Annotated in this window: 19 protein-coding genes and 1 pseudogene; 11 read left to right on the top strand and 9 right to left on the bottom strand. The window is 71.9% G+C overall.

Features of this window, described 5'->3' with window-relative positions; genetic code table 11:
* Positions 1-212: 212 nt before the first annotated feature.
* The gene (locus HTV45_RS26905) at positions 213-1034 is read right to left on the bottom strand and encodes a class I SAM-dependent methyltransferase (RefSeq protein WP_215208477.1); all 822 of its coding nucleotides are present in this window, start codon (positions 1032-1034) and stop codon (positions 213-215) included.
* A gap of 337 nt (positions 1035-1371) precedes the next feature.
* On the opposite strand from HTV45_RS26905, the gene mshA reads away from it, so the two are divergent.
* Both mshA and HTV45_RS26895 read left to right on the top strand, forming a co-directional pair.
* Positions 1372-2709, top strand: coding sequence for a D-inositol-3-phosphate glycosyltransferase (gene mshA, locus HTV45_RS26900; RefSeq protein ID WP_215208476.1), 1338 nt, complete (start codon positions 1372-1374; stop codon positions 2707-2709).
* A complete protein-coding gene (locus HTV45_RS26895) occupies positions 2702-3223 on the top strand; it encodes a YbjN domain-containing protein (RefSeq protein ID WP_215208475.1) in 522 nt (173 codons plus the stop codon). The genes mshA and HTV45_RS26895 overlap by 8 nt, the downstream gene beginning before the upstream one ends.
* 111 nt (positions 3224-3334) lie before the next feature.
* Here HTV45_RS26895 and HTV45_RS26890 read toward each other — a convergent pair whose 3' ends face one another.
* The gene (locus HTV45_RS26890) at positions 3335-3844 is read right to left on the bottom strand and encodes a DUF2975 domain-containing protein (protein ID WP_215208474.1); all 510 of its coding nucleotides are present in this window, start codon (positions 3842-3844) and stop codon (positions 3335-3337) included.
* Between the two features lie 10 nt (positions 3845-3854).
* Entirely contained in the window at positions 3855-4757 is a 903-nt protein-coding gene (locus HTV45_RS26885) for an AraC family transcriptional regulator (protein WP_215208473.1), read from the bottom strand.
* Positions 4758-4806: 49 nt separating this feature from the next.
* On the opposite strand from HTV45_RS26885, the gene HTV45_RS26880 reads away from it, so the two are divergent.
* The gene (locus HTV45_RS26880) at positions 4807-5229 is read left to right on the top strand and encodes a DUF2000 domain-containing protein (RefSeq protein WP_251692799.1); all 423 of its coding nucleotides are present in this window, start codon (positions 4807-4809) and stop codon (positions 5227-5229) included.
* A gap of 95 nt (positions 5230-5324) precedes the next feature.
* On the opposite strand, the gene HTV45_RS26875 is transcribed toward HTV45_RS26880, so the two are convergent.
* Positions 5325-6098 (bottom strand): methyltransferase domain-containing protein, encoded by a 774-nt coding sequence (locus tag HTV45_RS26875; RefSeq protein ID WP_215208471.1) that lies wholly within the window; start codon positions 6096-6098, stop codon positions 5325-5327.
* A 458-nt stretch (positions 6099-6556) separates the two neighbouring features.
* Positions 6557-6778, bottom strand: a complete 222-nt coding sequence (locus HTV45_RS26870) for a hypothetical protein (RefSeq protein WP_215208470.1) — start codon at positions 6776-6778, stop codon at positions 6557-6559.
* A 251-nt stretch (positions 6779-7029) separates the two neighbouring features.
* Between HTV45_RS26870 and HTV45_RS26865 the strand changes: the two are divergent.
* A pseudogene (locus HTV45_RS26865) lies at positions 7030-7703 on the top strand (haloacid dehalogenase type II).
* A gap of 204 nt (positions 7704-7907) precedes the next feature.
* Here the strand turns inward: HTV45_RS26865 and HTV45_RS26860 are convergent.
* From HTV45_RS26860 to phoU, 3 genes are all read right to left on the bottom strand, one after another.
* A complete protein-coding gene (locus HTV45_RS26860; protein ID WP_215208469.1) occupies positions 7908-8669 on the bottom strand; it encodes a phosphoglyceromutase in 762 nt (253 codons plus the stop codon).
* A 191-nt stretch (positions 8670-8860) separates the two neighbouring features.
* Positions 8861-9016, bottom strand: coding sequence for a hypothetical protein (locus HTV45_RS26855; protein WP_215208468.1), 156 nt, complete (start codon positions 9014-9016; stop codon positions 8861-8863).
* A gap of 189 nt (positions 9017-9205) precedes the next feature.
* Entirely contained in the window at positions 9206-9907 is a 702-nt protein-coding gene (gene phoU, locus HTV45_RS26850) for a phosphate signaling complex protein PhoU (RefSeq protein ID WP_215208467.1), read from the bottom strand.
* A 199-nt stretch (positions 9908-10106) separates the two neighbouring features.
* Here phoU and HTV45_RS26845 point away from each other — a divergent pair, with 199 nt between their 5' ends.
* Positions 10107-11435, top strand: a complete 1329-nt coding sequence (locus HTV45_RS26845; protein WP_215208466.1) for a cell wall metabolism sensor histidine kinase WalK — start codon at positions 10107-10109, stop codon at positions 11433-11435.
* Complete coding sequence (locus tag HTV45_RS26840) at positions 11432-12112, top strand: response regulator transcription factor (protein WP_004929857.1); 681 nt, start codon at positions 11432-11434, stop codon at positions 12110-12112. The genes HTV45_RS26845 and HTV45_RS26840 overlap by 4 nt, the downstream gene beginning before the upstream one ends.
* A 145-nt stretch (positions 12113-12257) precedes the next feature.
* Here the strand turns inward: HTV45_RS26840 and HTV45_RS26835 are convergent, their stop codons facing one another.
* Positions 12258-12962, bottom strand: coding sequence for a DUF461 domain-containing protein (locus HTV45_RS26835; RefSeq protein ID WP_215208465.1), 705 nt, complete (start codon positions 12960-12962; stop codon positions 12258-12260).
* A 744-nt stretch (positions 12963-13706) separates the two neighbouring features.
* On the opposite strand from HTV45_RS26835, the gene HTV45_RS26830 reads away from it, so the two are divergent.
* The 5 genes from HTV45_RS26830 (at position 13707) to rlmB (ending at position 18444) form a co-directional block, all read left to right on the top strand.
* Positions 13707-14189, top strand: a complete 483-nt coding sequence (locus HTV45_RS26830) for a CarD family transcriptional regulator (RefSeq protein ID WP_006380568.1) — start codon at positions 13707-13709, stop codon at positions 14187-14189.
* Positions 14190-14563: 374 nt separating this feature from the next.
* Positions 14564-15337: a 2-C-methyl-D-erythritol 4-phosphate cytidylyltransferase gene (ispD, locus tag HTV45_RS26825; protein WP_215208464.1), complete on the top strand. Its 774-nt coding sequence runs from the start codon at positions 14564-14566 to the stop codon at positions 15335-15337.
* Positions 15327-15824 (top strand): 2-C-methyl-D-erythritol 2,4-cyclodiphosphate synthase, encoded by a 498-nt coding sequence (gene ispF / locus HTV45_RS26820; RefSeq protein WP_215208463.1) that lies wholly within the window; start codon positions 15327-15329, stop codon positions 15822-15824. The genes ispD and ispF overlap by 11 nt, the downstream gene beginning before the upstream one ends.
* Positions 15825-15976: 152 nt before the next feature.
* Complete coding sequence (gene cysS / locus HTV45_RS26815; RefSeq protein WP_215208462.1) at positions 15977-17377, top strand: cysteine--tRNA ligase; 1401 nt, start codon at positions 15977-15979, stop codon at positions 17375-17377.
* A gap of 122 nt (positions 17378-17499) precedes the next feature.
* Positions 17500-18444, top strand: coding sequence for a 23S rRNA (guanosine(2251)-2'-O)-methyltransferase RlmB (gene rlmB, locus HTV45_RS26810; protein WP_215208461.1), 945 nt, complete (start codon positions 17500-17502; stop codon positions 18442-18444).
* Positions 18445-18501: the final 57 nt, after the last annotated feature.

Raw genomic sequence — 18501 nt, 5'->3', positions numbered from 1 at the left:
CGGACCCCCACGTGATTAACCGTCAGTAACATTCAGTCGTCGGGGGGATGTTGCCATGTCGGCGCGCGAAACGACAGAGGGAGTGCTTCCCGCCTCTCCCCGTCCGTCATTGCCCGGCGCGGCGATCGCCCCGCCCATGCGACGAACGGCTCACGGGGATCGTTCCCCTGTGATGCTTCCTCCGGCGGTGCTTCGGTGGCCCCGGCGCCGCGTCATCCCCGCGGAGCCAGTGCCTCCCAGCGCACCGTGATCTCCCCCTGGCGCCACCGTGCCGGTCCGTCCGTCACCGGCCAGTCGGCCGTGAGGTCCCCCGCCGTCCGGATCCAGCGCTGCCGGGCGCCGTACGAGGCGTAGGGCGCGGCGGCCGCCCAGGCGCGGTCGAAGTCGCGCAGGAAGGCGTGCACCGGCTCGCCGGGGACGTTGCGGTGGATGAGCGCCTTCGGCAGCCGTTCGGCCAGGTCCGACGGGCGCTCCAGCGAACCCAGCCGGGTCGCGAAGGTCACCGTGCGAGGCCCTTCGGGCCCGAGCGCGACCCACACGTGCCGGCGTCCGATCTCGTCGCAGGTTCCCTCGACCAGCAGTCCGCCGCGCGAGCCCGTCCCCGGGTCGGCCGGCGCGAGCCGCGCGCACAGCCGCCGCCACACGGCTGACACCTCGGCCTCGTCGTACTGGCGCAGCACGTTCGCCGCGCGGATCAGCAGCGGCCGTCCCGGCACCGGGATCTCGAAGCCGCCACGGAGGAAGACCAGGCCGTCGCGCTCGTAGGGCCGGGCCGCCGTGACCCGGGCCGGTTCGATCTCCACGCCCGTGACATGCGCGCGCGGCGCCACGGAGCGCAGCCGGTCCAGCAGCTCGACCGCCGTCCAGGGCGCCGCGCCGTACCCCAGGTCGACGGCTGCGGGGTCCTCCGCGCGGCGCAGTTCCGCGCCGTGTGCGGCCGCGATCCAGCGGTCCATGCGGCGCAGCCGGTTGGGGTTGGTGGTCCCGCGCGTCACCGTGCCCACGACGGAGAGGGAGGCGGCGCGGGCTGTCATACCCATGAGGGTAAGCGGGTACCCGGGCGGAGCGGCGGGAAGGAAGCGCTGCCTTCGCGGAGTGCGGCGTGCGGAGTGCGGCGTGCGGCGTGCGGCGTGCGGCGTGCGCAGTGCGCAGTGCGGGCTGCGGGCCGCGGGCCCCTCCGGTACGCCCGCCACGGCGCCACGGCGCCACGCACACCATCCTCGAACGGTTGAGCGACAGCCGGTAATGATTCGGCAAAGACGGAAACCGGAGAGCCCGACCGGAAATGGGGACCGAACCTTCCGGTGTTGAGGCCACCGAGGGCCCGCACGACCCTCCGGCAGCCGTGCCCACAGCGAGGAGGAACGCCACGTGAGCCAGTACATCGCGAGGCTCGGGCGGCGTTCGCCCGCCGCACCGGCGAGGCTGCGGCTGCACCGCAGGCCCCGCCGCGTGGCGATGCTCTCCGTGCACACCTCTCCGCTCCACCAGCCGGGCACCGGCGACGCGGGCGGCATGAACGTCTACATCGTGGAGCTCGCGCAGCGCCTCGCCGCGATCAACATCGAGGTCGAGATCTTCACCCGCGCGACCGCCGCCGCCCTCCCGCCCAGCGTGGAGCTGGCCCCCGGGGTCCTCGTCCGGCACGTCGACGCGGGCCCGTACGAGGGCCTCGCCAAGGAGGACCTCCCCGCCCAGCTGTGCGCCTTCACCCACGGCGTGATGCAGGCCTGGGCCGGCCACCGCCCCGGCCACTACGACCTGGTCCACTCCCACTACTGGCTCTCCGGCCATGTCGGCTGGCTGGCCGCCCAGCGCTGGGGCGTCCCCCTGGTGCACGCCATGCACACCATGGCCAAGGTCAAGAACGCCAACCTGGCCGACGGCGACACCCCCGAGCCCGCCGCCCGTGTCATCGGTGAGACCCAGATCGTCACCGCCGCCGACCGGCTGATCGCCAACACCGACGAGGAGGCGGGCGAGCTCGTCGAGCACTACGCCGCCGACCCCGGCAAGGTCGCCGTCGTCCACCCCGGCGTGAACCTGGGCCGCTTCCGCCCCGCCGACGGCCGCGCCGCCGCGCGGGCCCGCCTCGGGCTGCCCGGCGACGCCCTGATCCCCCTCTTCGCGGGCCGCATACAACCCCTCAAGGCGCCCGACGTGCTCCTGCGCGCGGTGGCCGCCCTGCTCGAGACACGCCCCGAGCTGCGCTCACGCCTCTGCGTCCCCGTCGTGGGCGGCCCCAGCGGCAGCGGCCTCGCCAAGCCGGAGGGCCTGCAGAAGCTCGCCGCTCGGCTCGGCATCGCCGACGTCGTCCGTTTCCACCCGCCCGTGGAGCAGGAGCGGCTCGCGGACTGGTTCCGCGCGGCGTCCGTGCTCGTCATGCCCTCCTACAGCGAGTCCTTCGGCCTGGTCGCCATAGAGGCGCAGGCCGCCGGTACCCCGGTGCTCGCCGCCGCGGTCGGCGGCCTCCCGGTCGCCGTGCGGGACGGGCACACCGGCTTCCTCGTCCAGGGCCACGATCCCGGCGCCTACGCGCGTGTGCTGGGCGAGTTCGCCGACCACCCGCACCTCGCCGACCGCATGGGCCGGGCCGCCGCCCGGCACGCCCAGTGCTTCGGCTGGGACACCGCGGCCGCCGCCACGGCCGACGTCTACACGGCCGCGACCCAGGCCCACCGCCGTCACCTACGCTCGCACCATGGCTGACAAGGCGATGGAAGCAGAGCAGCGGCGGGCGGCGCGGGTCATCGAGGACGTGCTGCGGGGCACCGGGCTGGAGTGGGAGAGCCCCGCGCCGGGCTCGTACGTGGTGAAACTGCCCGGCACCCGCAAGCTCTCCACGACCGTGTCCCTGATCGCCGGCCGGCACACCCTCTCCCTCAACGCCTTCGTCATCCGCCACCCCGACGAGAACGAGGGCGGAGTCCACCGCTGGCTCCTGGAACGCAACCTCAAGCTGTTCGGCGTGAGCTACGCCGTCGACCCGCTCGGCGACATCTACGTCACCGGCCGCCTGCCCCTGCCCGCGGTCACCGAGGAGGAGGTCGACCGTCTCCTCGGCCAGGTCCTCGAGGCCGCCGACGGCAGCTTCAACACCCTTCTGGAGCTCGGTTTCGCGACCGCGATCCGCAAGGAGTACGACTGGCGGGTGTCACGCGGCGAGTCCACCCGCAACCTGGACGCGTTCACCCACCTGCTGGAGCGTCCCTCCACGACCTGACCCCGCCGGACGGACGCACCGGCCCCGCCGGCCGGACCCGGACCCGGACCCGGCGGACGCGGACCCGGCGGACCCGGGCTCACCCGTCCCCGGGCTCACCCGTCCCCGGGCTCACCCGGCTGCGGCGGTCTCGTCCTGCAGCCGTGTCTGCAGCCGCGTCGCCTTCCGCAGGAGACCGCGCAGGACGACCAGGAGCATCGCGAGGGACGCGCCCACACCCACCCCCGCCATCGCGGTGACCAGTGCGCCCAGGGTCTCCATGCCGTCGTCCGGGGAGGGTATGTCGGCCAGGGCCAGATGCCCGGCGACCCCGAGCGCCAGCAGCGTCGCCGCGACCAGGCAGCCGATGAGGGTGTCGACCCACCGGAAGGCCGGCGGTGTGAAGATCGTCTCGCGCTCGACCATGGTCAGCAGCATCCACACGGCGACGAGCGCCACCTGGACGCAGACGACCCCGGCGATCGCCACCGCCACGTAGGGCACGGCGAACGGGTCGTACGGCGGGAAGCGGTCGACCTCGTCGGCGGCCGTCGTCGGGATCACCACGATCTGCCCGAAGAGGCCGAGCGCGGCCGCCGCCACGATGCCGAGCCGCAGGACGGCGATGATGATGCGATGCATGGGGTGAGTATCAGGGGCTTCCGGTCGCCGATCCACCGATTCCGGTACTCCCGCGCCCACTTCCCCGGCTTCCGGTCCGCCCGCTGGTCCGGTACCGGCCGGGCGTCACGCCCACCAGCTTCCGGAAGTGCCGGGTCAGATGGGCCTGGTCGTAGAACCCGGTGACGACGGCGACCTCACCCGGCTGCCGCCCCTCGAGCAGCAATCCCCGGGCACGGCCGACCCGGCGGGACATCAGGTACTGGTGCGGCGCGATGCCGTACGCCCCGCTGAACGCCCGTACGAGATGCGCGGGATGGGCGTACAGCAGCGTGCCCGCCTCCTCCAGCGTGAGTCCCTCCACCACCCGCTCGTCGAGCAACTCCCGCAGCCGCCGCGCCAGTACGGGGTCCCGCCCGGCCGCCCCCGGAACCGGCCGCGACCGCAGATGCTCCCGCAGCCGCTCCCCGATCAGCGTCAGCCTGCTCTCCGCCTCCAGCTCGTCCCCGGGCCGTACCAGCGCGGTGTGCACCTGCCCGACACGCCGCCGCAGCAGCGGGTCCCGCAGATCGGGCCGGTCGACGGCGGCCCCGATGAGTTCGTCCCCGAGCCGGCTGGTGTCCAGGTACAGCACCCGTTTGCGGAACCCGTCGGAGGTGACGGCGGCACCGTTGTGCGGAACATGCGGCGGCAGCAGGGACACCGTGTCGTGCGGGGTGCCGTGCTCATGCCGATCGAGGTCGTACCGCACGGCGCCGTCGTCGACGATGAGCAGCGTCCAGGCGTCATGGACGTGCATCGGATAGGCGTACTCGGTGAAGCGGGCGTGGAACACCTCCACGACACCCGGCACGCGGGGCCGCCAGGCGGACACCGCCGCGCGGGACGCCGTGGCCGTCCGGGAGGTGGCCCGGGGGGTGGCCTGGGAGGGCATGCAAACAACGTACAAGACGCCGCCGCGCCCGGACCGCCAGTCTCACCCCATGACCAACAGCACCCGCTTCGACACGAAGATCGCCGTACTGCTGCGCGAGGACCTGGAACCCTGGCAGCGCCTCAATGTCACCGCGTTCCTGGTCAGCGGCCTCGGCGCCGAGGTCCCCGAGGTGATCGGGGCCCCGTACGAGGACGCGGACGGCGTCCGGTACCTGCCGATGTTCCGCCAGCCGGTCCTGGTCCTCCAGGGCACGAAGGAGATCCTGAAGGCGGCCCACACGCGAGCCCTCACCCGGGCGCTCCCCCGCGCGGTCTTCACCGGCGACCTGTTCGCCACCGGACACGACGAGGCGAACCGGGCGGCGGTACGGGCGGTCGGCACCACGGACCTGGACCTGGTCGGCCTGTCGGTCCACGGCCCGAGGAACGCGGTGGACAAGGTACTGAAAGGAGCGCGCATGCACCCGTGAGGCCGACCACCGCTGTACGCCCGCATCAGCGATCCCCGGCGGAGGCGAACCCTCCGCCGACGGCATGACCCGACGCCGTCACAGCCGGGCGCGGGTCAGCGCGAGCAGACCACACTGATCAGGGTGAACGAGGCGTAGAAGGGGCCCCGGGACAGCCCGGCGAACCAGTCACGGCCACGAGAGCGGTCGATGTGGCCCCCGTCGATGGCCTTCTGCAGATTGCGGCCCAGGCCCAGGGTGTGGTCCGCCTCCGGGAAGTCGAGGAAGACGGGCGTCACGGCGTCCACGCTCTCGACCCGGAGACCGGCCTCCCCGGCGAGGCGGGCGAGACGGCGCCCGACGGTCGCGTGACGGACCACTTCCGCCGTGGTGTAGCGGGTGAAGGCCCGGCTGGTCCCGAGGTCCTCGGCGTCGACGATCAGGGTGTCCCAGTCGGGTTCGGCCAGGGCGATCCGTGCGCCCGGCCGGGTGGCGCGGTGCAACTCCGTGAGGACGTCGAGGGGTTCGGTCACGTGCATCAGCACCCGGTCGATCCTGGCGCGGTCCACCGACCCCGCCTCGACGGGCAGGGCGTGGGCGTCCCCTTCGCGGATCTCCACCGGCCGCAGGCCCGCCGTACGGGAGCGTGCCTGCGCCAGCATCGTCGGGTCCCGGTCCACACCGATCACGGTGCCCGTGTCACCCGCACGCTCCGCCAGCGCGGGCAGATCGGTACCGGGCCCGCATCCGACATCCAGGACGGTATGGCCCGTCTGTACATCCAGCAGTTCGAGAAGCCGCTGCTTGTACGCCCGGCCGGCGTCGCTCGCCGCGGCGCGCAGCATGTACGAAGTCTGGTCGGGGCGGGGCACACCGAGTGTCGTCGACATGCGCGCCAGTCAAGCACTCCGCGCGACGCCCGCTCAGGGGTCGGGTGACTTTCCCTTGCGCGAGGCGGGCGATCACCCGGACGCGGCGGTCGGCCGGCCGCAGCCGTGACCGCGACCGTGGTACCTCGTGGACACATCCTCCGGGGACGGGCCGGCACGGGGCTGACCCAGCCGGAGGGACGTGGAAGGTGGTGCGGGGGCGCCCTCAGGCGGCCCTGGAGTGTGCCCTCCGCGGGCCCGAGGCGGGGTCGTCCGCATCCTCGGGCACGAACGTCTCGTCGTCCCCGAAGTCGGGGGACTGGAACGGGTGGATCGCCGGAGGCGGTGATGCCGCGGTGGAGCTGCGGGGCCGGTCCTCCGGAGCGGAGAACAGCGAGTTCGATTCGATGAGAGGACTCTCTTTCGGTACAGGCCCCTGAGATGGGCGGCCTGGTGTGCCGTGACCCGGCACGACGGTCCTACAGCTTGGTCATCTTGGAGTACGGGCTCAGAATCCGCATCTGCGTGGAACCGAAGTCCACGAGAGCGGCGATTCCGTCCTCCATGGCGATCACCCGGCCGAGACCGTGCACGTCATGGGTGACCTGGTCGCCCACGGCGAAGTGCTTGGGCGGCGGCGCGACCGAGGCCTTGAAGGGGCTGGTGGGCAAGTGGCGCTTCGGGGCAGCAGATTTTGTCATCGTCACCCCAGTATGCGCCCACACGCGCCCCGTCCGCTGTGGTCGTTGTCTCTTTGTTGCACCAGCCTACGCGCGCAGGCACGACAGCCGGCCCGAAACCCGGCCCGACGGCACCTGCCCGCCCCGGGTATCACACCCCGCCGGAAGGCGCGGTCCCCGTGTGTCGTGGGGGGAATCGGGACGGCTTCCCGGTGCGTTCGAGTGGACGGTGACCTGTCCGTTTTCCCCGCACGGTCCTGGAGACCTCTCTCATGCACCGGTCAGAGATCGACGCCATCGTCTTCGATGTGCTCGGCACACTCGTCGACGAATCCGCCGGCCTCCGCGCCGGGATCCGTGAACTCGCCCCGCTCGACGAGTCCAGGATCGAGGAGCTCCTGTCGCTGTGGCAGCAGGACATCCTCGAAGGTGTCAGGCCCTACGTGGCCGGCGACGTCCTGGACCTGGAAGCGGCCGGGCTCACGGCCCACGCTGCCGGAGTCGACGACCCGGCCGCCGTGGCGGCACTGGCCCGGTCGGGTCACCGGCTCCCGCCGTGACCCGACACCGCCGCAGGCCTCGCCCGCCTCGCCGAACGGTTCCCGCTGATCGGACTCTCCCATGCGAGCCGGACGACTCTGCTGGAGATCAACGCCCACTCCGGGCTCCGCCGGCACCAGGCCCTGTCCGCCGAGGACGCCCGGACCTACAAACCGGACCCGGCGGTCTGTCGGCTCGCCGTCACCGTCTCGGGGAGACCGCCGGAGTGGCTGCTGATGGTCGCCGCCCACGCCTGGGACCTGCGCGGAGCACAGGAACTCGGCCTGCGCACCGCCTACGTCGCCCGCCCCGTCGGCGACCCGCCCACACCTCGGACCGCTTCGACCTGCACGCCGACGACCTGACCGACCTGGCCGAACAACTCGACAACGGCCCCGGACCCTGACAACGCCTCCCCACCGCCCCGTTCCCGACCGCCCCGTGCCCGCCAGAGCGGTCCCGGTGCCGGGCAGGCGATCGGTGGGCTCCCGTGGGCCCGCGCACGATCCGACCCACACGGAATCCCGCCCTCCCCGACGCGCCGGGCAGCGAAGAAAAGCCCCCTGCCCGGCGGGAAACCGCGGGCGGGGGGCTTGTGTGGCGCGGGCGCCTACTTCTTCTTGCCCTGGTTCCTGACCGCCTCGATCGCGGCCGCGGCCGCGTCCGGGTCGAGGTACGTGCCGCCGGGGTTGACCGGCTTGAAGTCGGAGTCGAGCTCGTAGGACAGGGGGATGCCCGTCGGGATGTTCAGGCCCGCGATGTCGGCGTCCGAGATGCCGTCGAGGTGCTTGACCAGGGCGCGCAGGCTGTTGCCGTGGGCGGCGACGAGGACCGTGCGGCCGGTCAGGAGGTCCGGGACGATCGAGTCGAACCAGTACGGAAGCATGCGGACGACGACGTCCTTCAGGCACTCCGTCCGCGGGCGCACCTCCGGCGGGAGGGTCGCGTAGCGCGGGTCGGAGAACTGGGAGTACTCGGCGTCGTCGTCGAGCGGGGGCGGCGGGGTGTCGTAGGAGCGGCGCCACAGCATGAACTGCTCCTCGCCGAACTCCGCGAGGGTCTGCGCCTTGTCCTTGCCCTGCAGAGCGCCGTAGTGACGCTCGTTCAGGCGCCAGCTGCGGTTCACCGGGATCCACAGGCGGTCGGCGGACTCCAGCGCGAGCTGCGCGGTGCGGATGGCGCGCTTCTGGAGGGAGGTGTGGAGTACGTCGGGGAGCAGGCCGGCGTCCTTGAGCAGCTCGCCGCCGCGCGTCGCCTCCTTCTCGCCCTTCGGGGTGAGGTTGACGTCCACCCAGCCGGTGAACAGGTTCTTCTCGTTCCACTCGCTCTCGCCGTGGCGGAGGAGGATCAGCTTGTACGGTGCGTCGGCCATGTGCCCGAGCGTAATAGACGCTCCGAGAGGGCCGCGCGCCCTGCCCGCCTGGCGGACGGTTCACGGGATCCGCGGGCCCTACGGGGCATGTACACCATGTCCTGGGCGTCGCCGCGAGGTGGAGGCCCTCTGGGCGGTGACGGGGGCCCCGGCGGCCGGAGCGGCGCCGGGGCCCCCGTCGATGTGTCGCCTCAGCCGCACTGGCACGGGTTGCCCGACTGGCACCCGCACCCGCACCCCGACCCGCAGCCGCAGGCGGCGATCAGGGTGAGGTTTCTGATCTCGGTGGGCTGCTCGGTCTCGCGGTCCTGGGTGGGGTCGGGCGTCGTGCCGGGGGATTCGGCCATGGGTCCCTCCTCGGGGCTGGGGCCTGCGCACACCCTGCGCACACCTCTGACCATTGGAGACCCTGCCCGGCGGGCGCATCAACGGCGCATCGAGGCTTGTACGGACTCCGGCCCACCTCCTGCACGCCTGCCCGTGCCTGCTCGCGAGCCGGGAGCCGGGAGCCGTTGGCCGGAAGCCGTGAGCCGGGATCAGGCTCCTTCCGCCCCCGGCGCCGTCTGGATCTCCGGCTGCAGATCGGCCTGGATCTCGTCCGCGTGCTCGCCCGTGACCAGGTAGACCACCCGCTTGGCGACCGACACCGCGTGGTCCGCGAACCGCTCGTAGTAGCGGCCCAGCAGCGTCACGTCGACGGCCGTCTCGATGCCGTGCTTCCAGCGGTCGTCCATCAGGTGCTGGAAGAGGGTGCGGTGGAGGAGGTCCATCGCGTCGTCGTCCTGCTCCAGCTGGAGCGCCAGGTCGACGTCCTTCGTGATGATCACCTCGGCCGCCTTCGCCATCAGGCGCTGCGCGAGCTGGCCCATCTCCAGGATCGTGGCGTGCAGATCGTGCGGGACGCCACGCTCCGGGTAGCGCAGCCGCGCGAGCTTCGCCACGTGCTGGGCGAGGTCGCCCGAGCGCTCCAGGTCGGCCGACATGCGCAGCGAGGTGACGACGATGCGCAGGTCGGTCGCCACCGGCTGCTGGCGCGCCAGCAGAGCGATGGCCCGCGCCTCCAGCTCGTGCTGGAGATCGTCGACCCTCTGGTCGGCCTCGATCACGTTCTCCGCCAGCTTCAGATCGGCGTCGAGGATGGCCGTCGTGGCGCGCCCGATCGCCGACCCGACCAGCCGGGCCATTTCGACCAGACCGTCGCCGATCGAATCCAGTTCCTCGTGGTACGCGTCCCGCATCAGGGTTCCTCTCGTACGTCTGTCCGGGCTTCAGGGGCCCGGGCTTCTGCCCACCGTCCCACGTTCGGTCCTCCACGCGTCCGGTTCCGTCACCACGGATGAACCATCCCTGGCTCCCAGGTGAACTCTGGGCGACGAGTGTTCGAGCTCGCCCTCCGACGGCTGTGGGGAGCGGCCGCGACATGCCTAACCTGGGTGCATGGACGTGAACGCGGCGGTCGCCGCACTGGCTGCGATCGCCGGCGTACTCACCGGCGTCATCGCCATGCTGGCGTTCCGCGTCAGCGAGCGCGAACAGCGGCGCCCCACGCGCTCCTCCCTGCACACCGACCCGGTGCTCCCGCCGGGCGTGGACACGGTGCTGTCCGTGCTGCGTTCCTCCGCCGTCGTCCTCGACGAGGCGGACGGCGTCGTCAAGGCCAGCTCCGCCGCGTACGCCCTCGGACTGGTCCGGGGCGGCAAACTGGCCGTGGAACCCATGATGCAGATGGCCCGCGACACCCGCAGGGACGGCGAGATACGCCAGGTGGAGCTGGATCTGCCCCGCCGGGGGACCGGACGCGGCGAGGCCCTCGCGGTGTCCGCGCGGGTGGCGCCGCTCGGCTCCCGGCTCGTCCTGCTGCTCGTCGAGGACCTCACGGAGGCCCGCCGCATCGAGGCGGTACGACGTGACTTCGTGGCCAATGTCAGCCACGAGCTCAAGACCCCCGTCGGGGCGCTGTCGCTGCTCTCCGAGGCCGTGATGGACGCCTCCGAAGACCCCGAGGCCGTGGAACGCTTCGCCGGACGGATGCAGATCGAGGCGACCCGGCTGACCAACCTGGTGCAGGAACTCATCGACCTCTCCCGGGTGCAGAACGACGACCCGCTGGAGGACGCCGAACCCATCCGCGTCGACGAACTGGTCGCCGAGGCCGTCGACCGCTGCCGGCACGCGGCAGGGACGAAGGAGATCACCATGGCCGCCGCCGGCGCCGCCGACCTGCGCATATGGGGCAACCGCGGCCAGCTCGCCGCCGCGCTCGGCAATCTCGTCGAGAATGCGGTCAACTACTCACCCGCCCGCACCCGCGTGGGCATCGCGGCCCGTACGGTCGCGCAGCCCGGCGGGGATCTGATCGAGATAGCCGTGACCGACCAGGGCATCGGTATCTCCGAGAAGGACAAGGAGCGCGTTTTCGAGCGCTTCTACCGTGTCGACCCCGCTCGCTCCCGTGCCACCGGCGGTACGGGGCTGGGTCTCGCGATCGTGAAGCACGTGGCCGCCTCGCACGGCGGGGAGGTCACCGTGTGGAGCGCCGAGGGCCAGGGCTCCACCTTCACCCTGCGGTTGCCGGAGGGCCGTGCGGCCCGCGACCGCGCCCACAAGATGTCCCGCCCGGACGAGATGTCCGACCGGGACGAGGTGCCCTACCGGGACGGCACCGAAGGCCTCGACGGTGAGGCCCGACGGGTGTCCCGGCCATCCCCCCACTCTTCCGAATCATCCGCGTACGAAACGCATCCCTCCCCGGAGGTTCTTCCGTGACCCGAGTGCTCGTCGTCGAGGACGAGGAGTCCTTCTCCGACGCCCTGTCGTACATGCTCCGCAAGGAGGGCTTCGAGGTCGCGGTCGCGACCACCGGGCCCGACGGACTCGACGAGTTCGAGCGCAACGGCGCCGATCTCGTTCTCCTCGATCTGATGCTGCCCGGGCTGCCGGGCACCGAGGTCTGCCGCCAGCTGCGCGGCCGTTCCAACGTCCCCGTCATCATGGTGACCGCCAAGGACAGTGAGATCGACAAGGTGGTGGGCCTGGAAATAGGCGCGGACGACTATGTCACCAAGCCGTTCTCCTCGCGGGAGCTGGTCGCCCGTATCCGCGCGGTGCTGCGCCGGCGCGGGGAGCCGGAGGAGGTGACCCCCGCGGCGCTGGAGGCCGGACCGGTGCGGATGGATGTCGACCGGCACGTGGTCACCGTGGGCGGAACCAAGGTCGATCTGCCCCTGAAGGAGTTCGACCTGCTGGAGATGCTGCTGCGCAACGCGGGGCGGGTCCTGACCCGGATGCAGCTCATCGACCGGGTGTGGGGGGCGGACTACGTGGGGGACACCAAGACGCTGGATGTGCATGTGAAGCGGCTGCGGGCGAAGATCGAGCCCGATCCGGGGGCGCCGCGGTATCTGGTGACGGTGCGGGGGCTCGGGTACAAGTTCGAGCCGTAGGCCGTAGGCCGTAGGCCGTAGGCCGCGGGGCGCCGGTCCGCGGAGCACCCCGTGCCCCGTGCCGGGTGCCCGCGGTCACGTGTCCGTGGTCGTGCGGAAGGGCGGGTCCCGGTGTGGGGCCCGCCCTTCCGTGTGGTGCGTGGGCCTACTGGCCGGCCGACTGGCTGGCGGAGGCGGCGTCGGTCGCGGTGCCGGGCTCCGCGGAGTCGCCGGTGCCGGAGGGGTCCGTGTCCGTGTCGCCGGCGTCGGGCTCGTCCGTGCTGCCGGCGTCCGGCTCGCCGGAGGACTCCGCCGACGGCTCCGTCGACGGCTCCGTCGAGGCGCCCGGCGCGGCCGGGATGTCGCTCGGGCCCCAGCCCTCGAAGAAGTGCTCGGCCGGGTAGACGAACGCCCGCAGGCTCACCTCGCCGGTCTCGCTGAGCGTGAACGTGACCTGCTGCGCGTTGCCGTCCCGGACGGCCTCGCGGCTGCTGGGCAGGACGGCGGAGGCGTTGCCCTCGCCGCCGATGATCAGCCTGCCGCCGGCCGGGACGGTGAGGCTGCCCCCCTCGGCGGGGGTCAGTTCGGCGGTCTTGCCGGTGCCGGGGAGGGTGATCGACTCCAGCGTCTGGTCGGTGCTGCCCTCGTTGAACAGGGTGGCGGCGACGACGGCCGGGCCGGTCGACTCCAGGTCGGGCTGGGTCACGACCATGGCGTTCTGGACCTTGATGTCGCCGACGGTCGTCGCAGCGTTGTCCGGCTGGATCTGGAGGCTCTGGGCGTTATTGCCGGCCGCGCACGCGGAGAGCGAGGCGATCGAGAACGCGATGACGGCGGCGGCGAGGGCGCCGCGTCGAAGGCTGCTGCTCACGGCGGCGGCTACTCCTTGACTTGAGCGTTTGGCGACCGGGTGCATCCGGTCGCCCTAAGTGTGTGTCAGCGGCCTCAGGTTACCGAGCCGTTCCGGCGGCGTCGCACCCGACCCTCCCCGAGGGGTCCGGGGTTAGCCCAGGGAGCGGTGTGGGCGCCGGAGGCGTCACCCGATCACCGGCCTTCGTGCCCCGGTGGTCCCTTCCGGCCCAGTCGGTCCCGTGTGTCACGTGTGTCACGTGCGACTCACCGGTAAATAGCCGTCACTTCGGCTTCGTGATGTCGCGTAAGGACGGTGCCGCTACCGCTCTCGCTACCGCTCTCCCCCGCGCGCCACTCCCGCTCCGGGACCACGGCTTTCGGCTGATCACGTATTTCCGCGGAGGAATGAGGGCGGGCCGCGGAATTGATCACCGCCGCCGATCCTCACACCGTGTGATCAATTCCGGATTCGGCCGGAACCCGGCCGGGCTCATCGAACGGAGTAGCGGAACTTGGGCGCGCGACAACCGGACATATCGGGATGTTCGGCTACTTGTGTGCGGCTTCGGGGGCGTGTGGACCGCGTGATTTGCCTGCGCCGGAGAGAGGCTCCGACCTGCGAATACCTGCTTCCGCCAGGCGTCCGCAGCACGTTCCTGTTGCAGTTGTCAAGCCCCGAGAATGGCCCTGACCTGCGAAAACGCCATTCAGAAGACGCCGTTTCCGTGTTACCCTGGATAGCCACGGAAGGGGTACCTGTCACATGACGTTCAAGGTTGGCGACACCGTGGTCTATCCCCATCACGGGGCCGCGCTGATCGAGGCTATCGAAACTCGCCAGATCAAAGGCGTGGACAAGACCTACTTGGTGCTGAAGGTCGCCCAGGGTGACCTGACGGTACGTGTGCCAGCGGACAATGCGGAGTTCGTCGGCGTACGTGATGTGGTCGGTCAGGAAGGGCTGGACCGGGTCTTCGAGGTGCTGCGCGCACCGTATGCCGAAGAGCCCACGAACTGGTCCCGTCGTTACAAGGCAAATCTCGAGAAGCTCGCCTCGGGCGATGTCATCAAGGTCGCGGAAGTCGTGCGTGACCTGTGGCGTCGTGAGCGCGAGCGCGGACTCTCCGCCGGTGAGAAGCGCATGCTCGCCAAGGCGCGTCAGATTCTGGTCAGCGAACTCGCTCTCGCCGAAAACACCAACGAGGACAAGGCCGAGGCCCTGCTCGACGAGGTACTCGCCTCCTGAGGCCTCTTGGGCGCAGCTTCATCCGGTCGGTGTCCCGGCGCTCGGCGGAGCGCACCGGTCCCCGGAGCAGCAGGACGAAGCAGCACTCAGCGCATCGAAATGCCGCGGTGCCCGATGACGTCATGGACGTCGCCGGGCGCTGCGGCATGTTCGTACCCGAACACGGTACGTACGCTGTTGCCTGCGCCGTGGTGAGGAATGTGCCGTCACTCACGCCCCACCCCCGGCGTGCCGGGCCCCGGGCGGCCGGCTCGACCAGAGTCACGGAAGGGGCTGGTCAAGGCGAGCACGCCCGGCACTTCCCCCGCTCCGGAGCAGGGGGTACGCCCAGGCCATACCCACGTAGGCCGAGCACACAAACCTGACAGGAACCGATGTCTGCCGATCCGCTCCCTCCGCCGTCGCCGAACCCCGCGCCCGGCCGTACGGCCTCCCGCACAGCGGCCGTGATTCCGGCCGCGGGCCGTGGTGTACGCCTCGGGCCGGGCGCCCCCAAGGCTCTCCGCGCGCTGGGCGGCACGCCCATGCTCATCCACGCGATCCGCGCGATGGCCGATTCCCGTGCCGTCTCCCTGGTCGTGGTCGTGGCCCCGCCCGACGGGGCCGCCGAGGTGAGGACACTCCTCGACGCGCACGCGCTGCCCGACCGCACCGACTTCCTCGTCGTCCCCGGCGGTGAGAGCCGCCAGGAGTCCGTGAAACTCGGCCTGGACGCGCTGCCGCCCGGCTACGACATCGTCCTGGTGCACGACGCGGCCCGCCCGCTCGTCCCGGTGGACACCGTCGACGCCGTCGTCGAGGCGGTACGTGACGGAGCGCCCGCCGCCGTCCCCGCGCTGCCGCTGGCCGACACCGTCAAGCAGGTCGAGCCCGCCGCCCCCGGCGAGCCGGAAGCCGTCGTCGCCACTCCCGACCGGTCCCTGCTGCGTGCGGTGCAGACCCCGCAGGGCTTCGACCGGGACACCCTGGTGCGCGCCCACGCGACGGTGACCGATGACGTCACCGACGACGCGAGCATGGTCGAACAGCTCGGCCTCACCGTCGTCGCCGTCCCCGGGCACGAGGAGGCCTTCAAGGTCACCCGCCCCCTCGATCTGGTCCTCGCCGAGGCGGTCCTGGCCCGCAGGAGGCTCAACGATGGCTTCTGAGCGGCCGTACCCGCTGCCGCAGGTCGGCATCGGCACCGACATCCACGCCTTCGAGGAGGGCCGCGACCTGTGGTGCGCCGGCCTGAAGTGGGAGGACGCGGGGCCGGGGCTCGCCGGTCACTCCGACGCCGACGTGGTCGCCCACGCCGCCTGCAACGCCCTGTTCTCCGCCGCCGGTCTCGGCGACCTGGGACAGCACTTCGGCACCGGCCGCCCGGAGTGGTCCGGCGCGCCGGGTGTCACCCTGCTGACGGAGGCCGCGCGCATCGTCCGCGCGTCCGGCTTCCGCATCGGCAACATCGCCGTACAGGTCGTCGGTCCCCGTCCGAAGATCGGCAGACGCCGGGAGGAGGCCCAGACACTGCTCTCGGAGGCGGCGGGCGCCCCGGTCTCGGTCTCCGGTGCCACGACGGACGGGCTGGGCTTCCCGGGCAGGGAAGAGGGCCTCATGGCGGTGGCGACGGCGCTGGTCGTGCGCGAGGGGTGAGCGGCCCGGCCGCCGAGGGGCGCGGGGCCGCGCCGGAACGCGGTCCCGCCGCGCCGGCGTGACCGGCCCCGCCGGGAGGCATCGCCGACGCCGCCCCGCCGCCGGGCGGCACCACGGACCGCGCACGCCGCCGCGCCTACTACCCTGGTGCCGTGACTATTCGCCTGTACGACACCAGCGCCCGGCAGATCCGTGACTTCTCCCCGCTCCAGCCGGGTTGCGTCTCGATCTACCTGTGTGGTGCCACCGTGCAGGCGGCACCCCACATCGGGCACATCCGCTCGGGCCTGAACTTCGACATCATGCGCCGCTGGTTCGAGTACCGCGGCCTGGAGGTGACGTTCGTCCGGAACGTCACCGACATCGACGACAAGATCATCGCCAAGTCCGCCGAGCAGGGCCGCCCGTGGTGGGCCATCGGCTACGAGAACGAGCGGGCGTTCACCGACGGCTACCGCGCACTCGGCTGCCTCCCCCCGACCTACGAGCCGCGCGCCACCGGCCACATCACCGAGATGGTCGAGATGATGCGCGGCCTCATCGAGCGAGGGCACGCCTACGAGGCCGAGGGCAACGTGTACTTCGCCGTCGCCTCGTTCCCCGAGTACCTGAAGCTGTCGAACCAGGAGCTCGACAACCTGCTCCAGCCCTCGGGCGAGGGCGAGACCGGCAAGCGGGACCCGCGCGACTTCGCCATGTGGAAGACGGCGAAGCCCGGTGAGCCGAGCTGGGAGACGCCGTGGGGCCCCGGGCGTCCGGGCTGGCACCTGGAGTGCTCGGCGATGGCGCACAAGTACCTCGGCGGCGCCTTCGACATCCACGGCGGCGGCCTGGACCTGATCTTCCCGCACCACGAGAACGAGATCGCCCAGGCCCGGGCCTACGGCGACGAGTTCGCCCGGTACTGGGTGCACAACGCCTGGGTCACCATGAGCGGCGAGAAGATGTCGAAGTCGCTCGGCAACTCGGTGCTGGTCAGTGAGATGGTGAAGCACTGGCGGCCCATCGTGCTGCGCTACTACCTGGGCACCCCGCACTACCGGTCGATGATCGAGTACAGCGAGGAGGCCCTGCGCGAGGCGGAGTCCGCGTTCGCGCGGATCGAGGGCTTCGTGCAGCGCGTGGTGGAGAAGGCCGGCGGTGTCGTCGAACCCGCCGCCGAGGTGCCGCCCGCGTTCGCCGAGGCGATGGACGACGACCTGGGCGTCCCGCAGGCCCTCGCGGTCGTGCACACCACGGTCCGGCAGGGCAACAGCGCGCTGGCCGCCGACGACAAGGAGGAGGCCGTCGCGCGCCTCGCCGAGGTCCGCTCCATGCTCGGTGTGCTCGGACTCGACCCGCTGGACCCCCAGTGGGCCGGCGGGAGCGGGCGCGGAGAGGACCTCCACGGCGTGGTCGACACCCTGGTCCGTATGGTCCTCGACCAGCGCGAGGCCGCACGGGCGCGCAAGGACTGGCCCACCGCGGACGCCATCCGCGACCAGCTCGGCCAGTCCGGTCTGGTGATCGAGGACGGCCCGCAGGGACCCCGCTGGAGCCTCGGACCGCGCTGAGGCCGGGCCGCCCGGCCTGGGCCTTCGAAGATCAAGTGTGCCGTCCGGGCCTCCGGACGGCACACTTCACAGACGTACGCACCACAGCAGTACACCCACGACTTCACGGAGACGGATACCTCATGGCCGCGAACAACCGCCGCATGTCCGGCAAGAAGGGCGCGCAGGTCGGCAGTGGCGGCCAGCGACGCCGGGGCCTCGAAGGCAAGGGGCCGACGCCGCCCGCCGAGATGCGCAAGGGGCACGCCAAGCAGCGCGCCGCCCAGGCGAAGACGCGCCGCGCCACGGCCGGCCGCCCGCAGCCGCGGCGCGGCGGGGGCCGTTCGTCCTCCGAGCTCGTCGTCGGCCGTAATTCGGTCGTCGAGGCGCTGCGCGAGGGCGTGCCCGCGTCCACGCTGTACGTCCAGCAGTTCATCGACAACGACGAGCGGGTGCGCGAGGCGCTCCAGCTCGCGGCCGAGCGCGGCGGCATCAACCTCATGGAGGCGCCGCGCCCCGAACTCGACCGCATGACCAACGGGCTGAACCACCAGGGTCTGGTCCTCCAGGTGCCGCCGTACGTGTACGCGCACCCCGAGGACCTGGTCGCGGGCGCCCACGACGAGGGGCGGGACCCGCTGATCGTCGTCCTGGACGGGGTGACCGACCCGCGCAACCTCGGCGCGGTCGTCCGGTCCGTCTCGGCGTTCGGCGGCCACGGTGTCGTCGTGCCCGAGCGGCGGGCCGCCGGGATGACCGCCGGAGCCTGGAAGACGTCCGCCGGTGCGGCCGCCCGTACGCCCGTCGCCCGCGCCACCAATCTGACGCGCACGCTGGAGGCGTACAAGAAGGCCGGTATCGCGGTGGTCGGCCTGGCCGCCGACGGCGAGGCCGAGGTCGGCGAACTGGCCGCGCTGCACGGGCCGGTCGTCATCGTCGTCGGCAGTGAGGGCAAGGGGCTGTCCCGGCTGGTCGGCGAGACCTGCGACCACCGGGTGCGGATCCCGATGCCGGGCGGTACCGAGTCGCTGAACGCCGGTGTGGCGGCGGGCATCGTGCTGTACGAGGCGGCGCGCCGACGGAGCTGAACGGCTGTTCGGTCGCGTCACCCACATGGAGGATTCGGAGGGGTCCGGACAGGCTTG

Source organism: Streptomyces sp. CHD11, from assembly GCF_018638295.1.
Classification (GTDB): Bacteria; Actinomycetota; Actinomycetes; order Streptomycetales; family Streptomycetaceae; genus Streptomyces.
The sequence above is the reverse complement of the archived record's forward strand: the minus strand, read 5'-3'. Positions and strand labels throughout refer to the sequence as shown.

What these genes read in the sequence shown, in the direction of transcription:
- HTV45_RS26860 (WP_215208469.1), bottom strand. Translation starts at nt 8,669, where the DNA reads ATGGCCGACGCACCGTACAAGCTGATCCTCCTCCGCCACGGCGAGAGC.
- phoU (WP_215208467.1), bottom strand. Translation starts at nt 9,907, where the DNA reads ATGCGGGACGCGTACCACGAGGAACTGGATTCGATCGGCGACGGTCTG.
- ispF (WP_215208463.1), top strand. Translation starts at nt 15,327, where the DNA reads ATGGCTTCTGAGCGGCCGTACCCGCTGCCGCAGGTCGGCATCGGCACC.
- HTV45_RS26845 (WP_215208466.1), top strand. Translation starts at nt 10,107, where the DNA reads ATGGACGTGAACGCGGCGGTCGCCGCACTGGCTGCGATCGCCGGCGTA.
- HTV45_RS26830 (WP_006380568.1), top strand. Translation starts at nt 13,707, where the DNA reads ATGACGTTCAAGGTTGGCGACACCGTGGTCTATCCCCATCACGGGGCC.
- HTV45_RS26895 (WP_215208475.1), top strand. Translation starts at nt 2,702, where the DNA reads ATGGCTGACAAGGCGATGGAAGCAGAGCAGCGGCGGGCGGCGCGGGTC.
- HTV45_RS26875 (WP_215208471.1), bottom strand. Translation starts at nt 6,098, where the DNA reads ATGTCGACGACACTCGGTGTGCCCCGCCCCGACCAGACTTCGTACATG.
- HTV45_RS26855 (WP_215208468.1), bottom strand. Translation starts at nt 9,016, where the DNA reads ATGGCCGAATCCCCCGGCACGACGCCCGACCCCACCCAGGACCGCGAG.
- rlmB (WP_215208461.1), top strand. Translation starts at nt 17,500, where the DNA reads ATGGCCGCGAACAACCGCCGCATGTCCGGCAAGAAGGGCGCGCAGGTC.
- ispD (WP_215208464.1), top strand. Translation starts at nt 14,564, where the DNA reads ATGTCTGCCGATCCGCTCCCTCCGCCGTCGCCGAACCCCGCGCCCGGC.
- HTV45_RS26890 (WP_215208474.1), bottom strand. Translation starts at nt 3,844, where the DNA reads ATGCATCGCATCATCATCGCCGTCCTGCGGCTCGGCATCGTGGCGGCG.
- HTV45_RS26905 (WP_215208477.1), bottom strand. Translation starts at nt 1,034, where the DNA reads ATGACAGCCCGCGCCGCCTCCCTCTCCGTCGTGGGCACGGTGACGCGC.
- HTV45_RS26885 (WP_215208473.1), bottom strand. Translation starts at nt 4,757, where the DNA reads ATGCCCTCCCAGGCCACCCCCCGGGCCACCTCCCGGACGGCCACGGCG.
- HTV45_RS26870 (WP_215208470.1), bottom strand. Translation starts at nt 6,778, where the DNA reads ATGACAAAATCTGCTGCCCCGAAGCGCCACTTGCCCACCAGCCCCTTC.
- HTV45_RS26880 (WP_251692799.1), top strand. Translation starts at nt 4,807, where the DNA reads ATGACCAACAGCACCCGCTTCGACACGAAGATCGCCGTACTGCTGCGC.